This window comes from Polaribacter aestuariivivens (assembly GCF_005885675.1).
GTDB lineage: Bacteria > Bacteroidota > Bacteroidia > Flavobacteriales > Flavobacteriaceae > Polaribacter > Polaribacter aestuariivivens.
In genome coordinates this window covers 1-9,546 of record NZ_VANR01000009.1, presented here as the reverse complement: position 1 = coordinate 9,546, position 9,546 = coordinate 1, and the positions used below count along the sequence as shown (strand labels likewise).

2 protein-coding genes are annotated in these 9,546 nt (G+C 33.8%); both read left to right on the top strand.

Annotated features, from left to right (window positions below; genetic code table 11):
- Window positions 1–1,767 (top strand): T9SS type A sorting domain-containing protein (locus tag FDT66_RS13905; protein WP_138537598.1); only part of this gene is annotated, 1,767 nt, incomplete at its 5' end.
- Window positions 1,768–1,942: 175 nt separating this feature from the next.
- The coding region (locus tag FDT66_RS13900; protein ID WP_138537596.1) for a LamG-like jellyroll fold domain-containing protein at window positions 1,943–9,546 on the top strand (7,604 nt) is incomplete at its 3' end.

Here is a 9,546-nt window from a genome sequence, read left to right as displayed (position 1 = left end):
AATTATTGGATTTATACAAACCAAAACGATCCTGCAGCTGCAGATGATCGTTCTTCAAATTACGTAAGAGTATTAGAAACAGAGCCTATTGGTAGAGCAAGAGGTTACACCATGAAATCTACAGGTGTTGTTGGACAAAACTATACTTTTGTTGGTACTCCTAATGATGGTACTATAAGCTTCCCTTTAACGGGTGAAACAGCTTCATTAGTTGGTAACCCATACCCTAGCGTTATAGATGCTACAGACTTCATAAACACAAATATCAACACTATAGAAGGTACATTGTATTTCTGGGAACATACAGGAGAAGATGTAGAGCCTACTGGTATTTCAGGACATACATTTGCAGGTTATTATGGTGGTTATGGACAAAGAAACCTTACCATGGGTATTGCTGCAAATGGAACTGGTAGTATAGGTGTAGAAACTTTCGATTTTACTTCTGCTACAGAAACAGGTAATGTGGTTTCTCAAGTAGTAGATGGAGTAACAATTAGCATTGAAAATTCAAATGATTCTGCTGGTATACTTTCAGGAATATTTAATATTATAGGACAAGGTGTTGGTAACCTTCTTGGTGGTGTCAGCGAATATGAAATAGAAGTTTCTTTTGATAAACCAATAGATTTAAAATCAATATTTTTGTTAAATAGTAAATCTCCATTATCACCAATAAATCCAACAGTAACATTAACACCAAATAAAGGTACTCCTGTTACTCAAACACTAACTGGTATATTAGGGCAAGATGTTAATTTAAACTGGGAAGATGTAACTTCATTTACCATTACAACAGACAGTCCTTATAATTTAGTGATGGATAATTTAGAGTTTACACAAGGTCTTTTCCCTAGTTTAGGAGATGCTATATATACAGCTCCAAGCAGATATATTGCAGTTGCACAAGGTTTCTTTGTTAGAGCTGATAGTGATGGAGGTACATTAAGATTTGAGAATTCTCAAAGAAACTACAAACCTTCTGGTACTTCAGAAAATACATCTTATTTCTTCAAATCAAATGCCGCAAAAAATAAAAAGCAAAATGAAGATGAAGATGAAATAGATTTATTACCTGTAATTAAGTTAGGTTATAACAGAACTTCTTCTAATGCTGTAGCATTGCACAGGCAAATAGGAATCTCTTTTAGAAGAGGAAATACCTTCAAATATGAAAATGGTTACGATAGTGAAATTTTTGATGTTGGAGATAATGATATCTACTGGCAATTTCCTGAATTAGCTGATAGAAAACTAGTAATCGCAGGTGTTTCTGAAATTACAAATCAATTAGAAGTACCACTAACAATTGCTGTGGCTAATGACGATAAGAAAACCATTCAAATAGATGAAATTAGAAACATTAATAGAGACGTTTATTTGTTAGACAAAGTAACAAACATCTATTACACACTAACAAAAACACCACAAGAATTAAATATTCCTGCTGGTACATATACAGACCGTTTTTATATTGTTTTTTCTAAACAAAGTGCTTTAAATACAGAAAACTTTAATCCAATAGACAATGAAGTAACTGTTTTTGCAGATAATTCAAACAAAGAAATTGTAATTAAAAACAACAATAACTTAAAAATAGAAAATGTTGAAATATTTAATATTTTAGGGCAAAAGATAAAAAAATGGAATTCCATAAATTCCAACTCAGAAAACAGATTAAATGTAAAAAATCTTTCTGCTACGATATATATAATAAAAATTAAAACAGAAAAAGGAACTCTTTCGAAAAAAGTTCTAATTGAATAAATTAAGTTTTTTATAAAACAAAAGCCAAGACAGTATCATGTTTTGGCTTTTTTTTGTGACTTTAAATAACTCCATGTGTCATAAGGCTGTGGGAGAATTAAAAAATTTTGTCAGAATTAAATATTAACTTAATTTTGCTTATTCCCCCAATTAACAAAACGCTAAATAACATAACATGAATAAAATGTTTTTTAGAGTCTCTGAATTTGGGGAAATTCAGAACTCGAAGATTATAAATAAAAAAAGCATAATAGCATTTATTTTATTTCTATTATTCTTAACTATTTCAAATAATTCTTTTTCTCAAACAATTTCGGGTACTGGTTCAGCAGCCACAACCTGTGGTAACTGTACTCCTACTGGTTGGGTAGATAGTGGTGGTACACCAGATATTGCTAATAGAACAAATACTGGTGGTCAAGGTAGTGCTGGTGGTAATGCTACTTGGGTAAACCCTTTACCATTACCTCCTACTGGAGATTTAACTTGGATCTCAATTAGAGATATTGGAGATGGTACAGTCATTACTGGATCAGAAGAATCTGTAAGAACCACAATGGGAGGTTTAGTTGCAGGCAAAGTATATAGGCTTAATATTTATACACTAACCTCTCTTTCAAATGCCAACGGAAATGACCCAACAAACTCCTATTACTCAGGAACCTACATGGATGAATTTGAATTTGAAGTTGAAGGTAATGGTAGGCAACCTATTAGAAATATTTCAAGAGAAGTTTGGGGTACCAAATCTGTTATTTTTATTGGAGACCCTACAAGTGGAAATATGGATTTAGCTTTTTTCCCTAAAACAAACGCAACTTTGGTTGGTTTTCCTTATCCTGGTTTAGAATCAGTTCAAATTGCAATAGAACTAAATGACTTAGAAGAATTAGATTCAGATGGTGATGGTATTCCAGATACAGATGATGTAGATGATGACAATGATGGTATATTAGACACCGTAGAAAATACAGTTGGAGGAACAACATATGTTCCTTTAGGTGATGAAGATGGAGACAAACTACCAAACTACTTAGATGTAAGGGATGATGGTACTGGAGATGGTTCTACTACAAATTACACAGACATAAATAACGATGGTATTGCAGATATTTTCGACTTTGATTTAGATGGTATTCCAAACCATTTAGATTTAGACGCAGACAATGATGGTATTCCTGACAATATAGAAGCACAAACAACTAATGGATATATCGCTCCTAGTGGAGCTCCAGGAGCTGGTTTTACAGATGTAAACAATAATGGTTTAGACGATAATTATGAAACTGCACAAGGTGGTACCAATATTACACCTGTTAATTCTGACAGCGCAATAGTTACGGACAATCCAGATTATTTAGATTTAGATTCTGATCAAGATGGTGTTTCCGATACTACAGAAGCAAACCTTATTTTAATAGGTACAGTTGGTAAAAACGGATTAGATAACACCTATGATAATGGTGATGATTACAAAGATGTAAACGGTATTTTCGATAATACACAAACAGATAATTTTCCAGATGATGGAGCAAACGCAAACCTTGGTTTACCAAATGACGTCAACTGGAGAGATACATCAGTAACAGGTTTTGTAGATACTGATGGAGATGGCATACCAAATTTTACAGATATTGATAATGATAATGATGGTATTATTGATACGGATGAAGGTTTTGTAGCTTGCGTAACATATGATGGAAGTTTATTTTCTGAAGCTAACACTGGTGGAGGTGGTGCTATCAATGGAATTAACATTCAAGGAGAGCCAGATAATATTTTTGCAGAAATAGACTTTAATAATGATGTATTAGTTTATGATTTAGGACAAGAATATCCAGCAGGAACCAAATATCAATTAGTTTGGCGAAGAAAACCTGGAGAAGCTGGAACTGCAATTCCAATCATTAACGAATCTGTAAGTGGTGCTTCAGGATTTATAAACAATCCTGTTGTTCCTCAATCTTCACAAGATGCAATTTTTCAAACTGATGTAGTAGTTTCTAATTCTAGCTTCAGATATGTACAAATAACTAAACAAGCTACACCAAGTACTACAGATTTTCAAATCGATGCAATTGGCATTGTAGAAATCACAGATTGTGCAACAGGTACAGATCCAGATGGAGATGGTATTCCAAATTATCTAGATTTAGATTCAGACAACGATGGTATTCCTGATAACATAGAGGCTCAAGCAACTGCATCATACATAGCACCAAGTGGTGCTCCAGGAGCAGGTTTTACCGATACAAATAACAATGGTTTAGATGATAATTACGAAACTGCACAAGGTGGCTCAGATATTTCTCCTGTAAATACAGATAGTCCTGCAGATACAATACCAGATTTTTTAGATACAGATTCTGATAATGATGGTACTTCAGACAGATTAGAAGCAAACTTAACATTAAACGGAGTTTATGGCATAAACGGTTTAGATTCAAATATAGAAAGCGCTGATAACTATATAGATGTTAACGGAACTTTCGATACTACACCTTTTAATGATTTTCCAGACACTCCTTCTGGCGGAGAAATAGATTGGAGAGATGCAACTGCAGTATTTAGTGATAATGATGGTGATGGTGTTCCAGACTCAGTAGATTTAGATGATGATAATGATGGTATTTTAGATACTGAAGAATGTGAACCTTCTGTGGATCCTTTCAATTTTAATTTAGATGTAGGTAACTTAACATTTACAAATAGCGGTTTAGCTGGTGATGTTGGCGACATTGCTGTTTACTCAAACGTAGGTACTTATCAAGGTATACCAATAGATTTAAAAATAACAGTAATTGCAAACTCTGACCCCACAAACATGGCTATTAATATTAGTGGTTTCACATTTGGTTCAGACTTGTACCCAATACACTTAGAAGGTACAAACGTAGCAACAACACCGTATGCAAACGTAAATTTCGAATTTCTACAAAGTGGAACAAGTTTTCCAATAGAAGTTCCTGCAAGTATAGTATTTAAAGATATCGATTTTTTAACACCAACTCCTGGAGAATCAGTTGAATTTTCTAAATCTGATATTTCTGAATATAAAATCTCAATAACACCTTCAACAAATATTTCAGTATCTGAAGAAACTACAAGTTATACTGGTGCTTCTGGAGATTTCTTAAGATTTTTATCTTCAGGCACAGATTCGGGATTAGCAAATGAAAGCTTGTGGTTTGGTGTACAATTAAGAAAAGCTAGTGTGTATAATATTAATTTCTTAAAAAGAGATTTTGATACTGGTTATAATTTTGGTTCAGTTACTTTCACTAACACACCAACAACAGTCACATTACCAAATTGCTCTAATGATACAGATGGTGATGGTATACCAAACTATTTAGATTTAGATTCAGATAACGATGGTATTCCAGACAATATAGAAGCACAATCTACAACTGGTTATGTAGCTCCAGATGGTATTGTAGATGCAAATGGTGTTGATACAGCATACACTGGAGGCTTACTACCAGAAGATACTGATGGAGATAATACTCAAGATTATTTAGATTTAGATTCAGATGATGATGGCCTTTTAGACAATACTGAAGCTGGTTTAACACTTACAGGAGTTTACGGAAACAATGGGTTAGATAATGCCTATGATAATGGTGATAATTATTTAGACGTAAACGGATCTTTTGATAATACACAAACAGACAATTTTCCTGATGAAGATGGAGACGTTTTAAGCTCAGGAGATGTAGATTATAGAGATGATACTTTTACTACAGATTATGATGATGATGGTATTAGTGATGAGTTAGATTTAGATGATGATAATGACGGTATAGTAGACGCCATAGAATTAGGTGCAGGAAGTTGTACTTTAGTAGACCCAACAAGTGGAGAACTAAATTGGAGCACTCAATATGCAACAGATAATGATCCTATTCTTGTAAATCCTGTAATTACAGATTCTAATGTTACAATGACACTTTCAAGAAGCTCAAATGTTTCTAGTGAAAGTACATATACTGTAAACAGTACTATCAACCCCAATAGCTATAACTTAAATCAAGGTGCCTCTTCAAACGCACTTTCAAGACATAAAGTTACATTTGATACGCCAGTATATGGTGTAAACTTTACAATTTACGACGTAAATCAAGACGTTGCAACCATTGCTACAGATAAAGTTCAAGTAATTTTAACAAAACAAGACGGTTCTACATACAATTTAGTTGCTACAAATTATACATTAGGAGCTACAAATAGTTTTACTGGGTTAAACACATTTCAAGGAACCACAACCGGAACATCAAATATAATTATAAATAGTATTCCAGAATGGATTACTCAAATTCAAATTGTATATGAAAATGAAGGAACTGGTAGTTTAACAGACCAACAAGATATTGCTATTGGTAATATTGGTTTCTGTACTCCTATAGATAGTGATGGCGATGGTGTTTTCGATTTTAGAGATTTAGATGCAGATAACGATGGTATTCCTGATAACATAGAAGCACAATCTACAAGCGGTTATATAGCTCCTACAGGAAACTACAGTATTTCCGGTATAGATTTAGCCTATGATACAGGCTTAACTCCTATCAATACAGATGGCACTGGAAATGCAGATTATTTAGATTTAGACTCAGATGATGATGGTGTAAACGACATTTTAGAATCTGGTTTAACAACATTATCAAATGATGGCAGTAGAGTTACAGGTGCTGTTGGAAACAATGGTTTATTAGATACTTTAGATGATAATGGAACTGGAGATACAGATGGTGATGGTTTAGGCGAAGGAACTGGAGATAACTATAAAGATGTTAACGGAACTTTTGACGATACACAAAATGATAATTTTACAGACGGAGATTCAGACGTAAATATTGGAGGAGATTTAGATTATAGAGATACTGTTGTTGGTGTAGATTCAGATGGAGATGGTATTGCTAATAATATTGACATAGATGATGATAATGATGGAATTCCAGATGTAAATGAAGACAGTCAAATTATTTCTTTTGTTACAACACCTGAAGCCTACTGGCCATTAGATGGTAATACAGATGATGCAATTAACTCTAACGATGAAAGAGCAAATGGTGCAGCACCTAGTTATTCTACAAACGCAATTCAAGGAACAAATTCTGCTGATTTTAATGGTACAACAAATACCATAAGGTACAGTCAAGATAGTAACGGCTTTATGGAAGGAAATTATTCTCAAATCTCTTTTTCTGCATGGATAAAACCAGACGATGTATCAGGACAAAGAATAATTTATGAAGAAGGTGGTGGTACTAATGGTGTTACACTTTGGATAGACAATGGTGTTCTTACTTTCTCAACAAGAAATGGAGGAGCAGTCAGTCAGAGAAACATAACACACCCAACATCTTTAACGGTAGATGGTGAATGGCATCATGTAGCTGCAACATTTAGTAATGGTATTTTAACGGTGTATTTAGATGGTGTTCCCTCAAGTATTGATGTAAGTTCAGATTATACAACAATACCTAATCATGGAAGTGATGGAGGTTTAGGAGGTCCTATTGATGGAGCAACTTCTGGAAATATAAGTGGTTTTTATGATGGTCTTATGGATGCTGTAAGATATTCAAATACAACAACCTTTTCATCGGCAGATGTTTTAACAGAAGCAACAAAAATTAATAATTCAGATTTTGATGGTGATGGAATCATCAACAGTTTAGATATTGATGCAGATAATGATGGTATACCAGACAATGTAGAAGCACAAACAACCTTAGGCTATGTTACTCCTTCTGGTGTAGATACAGATAATGATGGTTTAGATGATGCATATGATACAGATTGTACACCTTGTGGAGGTATTACTGGCGTAGACTTATCTGTAACTAACAATAATGATGGTACTGACAATCCAGATTTTGTAGATTTAGATTCAGATAATGATGGTACTCCAGATATTCAAGAAAATGGAGATTCAGACAATTCTGTAAGCGGAACAGATTCTGACAACGATGGTTTAGATGATAATTTTGAAGGTGCTGATGTAAATGATGGTTACGATGTTAATGATGAAATTAACACACCTTCAACAGATTTACCAGACACAGATTCAGATGTTAATGATGGAGGAAATGTAGATTATAGAGATGCCACAAACGATCCCGTAACTGTTGGGTCAGATGATAATATACTCTGGTTAAGAGCAGATATAGATGTTACAGGAACTACTGCTGTAACTGCTTGGGCAGATCAAACCGCAAGTAATTTTACAGCAACAGCAACAAACAGTCCTGCTAAAGTAGATGGTGGATTAAACTTTAATCCAACTATAGATTTTGATGGAACTAATGATTTTATGCAAATTACTGGTGGTATTTTAGGTAACAATACAACATATGATAATATTTGGGTTTATGCTGTTACTAAGGCAAATGCAAACGAATATTTCTATACCTTATCACAAGGAACAGGTGATACAAGATTTTATTTCTTAACACCAGATAATGCTGCATCGAGTCAAATTGCTTTTAATTTCGGTGCTGCAGCATTTATTGGAACACCTTGGGGAGCAAATACAGGTGAATTTAATTTATGGAATGCAGGTTCAAGTACTGGAACAGCAACACCATCAGCTACAAACAAATCTCTTTATAGAAATGGTTTTGAAATTGCAACAGATAACCTAGCATCGCAGCTTATAAGTAATAATACACAAAATTTCTTTATTGGTTCTTTTGATGGTACTCAACGTTTCACTAATGGAGAAATTGCAGAAATCATGGTTTTTGATGCAGTTCCATCAGCTGTAAAACAACAACAAATTCAATCATATTTAGCTATTAAATATGGTATTACACTTTCTAATGATACAGATGCAGATACAAATATTAATGAAGTTGTTTCTGGTTCAATCAATGAAGGAGATTATATTTTGAATGATTTAACTACTAAAGTTTGGGATTCTGAAACTGAATACCATAATGATGTTGCAGGTATTGGTAGAGATGACGCTATGGTATTGAATCAAAAACAATCTAAATCTATAAATTCAGACGCCATTATTACTATTGGTTTAGATGCTATAGCAACAACCAACCAAACTAATGGTAATACATTTACTACCAATAAAGACTTCATAATGTGGGGTAATAATAACGGTAGTTTAGCCTCTGGTGATGTTACTGAAACAGAATTAATTTGTGCTCCAGAAAAAACGTTATCAAGAACTTGGAAAGTAGTAGAGAGAGGTACAGTTGGCTCTGTACAAATCGCTGCAAATAAAACCATAATTGATAATGGATTAACAACCCCAAATACAGTAAAAGTTTTTAAAGTTGCAGATGATGCCTCTTTTACTACCAACGTAGAATATATTCCTGTAACTTCAGAAACTATAAATTCTGAAGTAGTTTACACTGTAGATTACGATTTCGAAGGTGTAAAATATTTTACATACTCAGAAATCAACGGTATTTTCTGGAATGGAGATGCTGGCGTTTCTGGATCTTGGATTGGGGGTAACAGCACCTTAACTGGGGTAAACTTAAATGGTCCAAGTAGAAATGCTGCAGATAGAGACAAAGTAATGGTCATAGACGCACAAACATCTCTAACAAATGCAGTTCTTCCAGAAGATGCAAGAGTAGAATGTGTTTGGATAAAAGAAAACTCTAAACTGATAATTCCAGATAATATGTACTTAGAGTTTGATGAAGATTTTATTTTAGATGGAGAAATGAGATTGGTAGGTGATGGACAATTAGTACAAACTCATGTTGGTCTTTCCAATGTTGAAGGAACAGGAAAACTTTATAG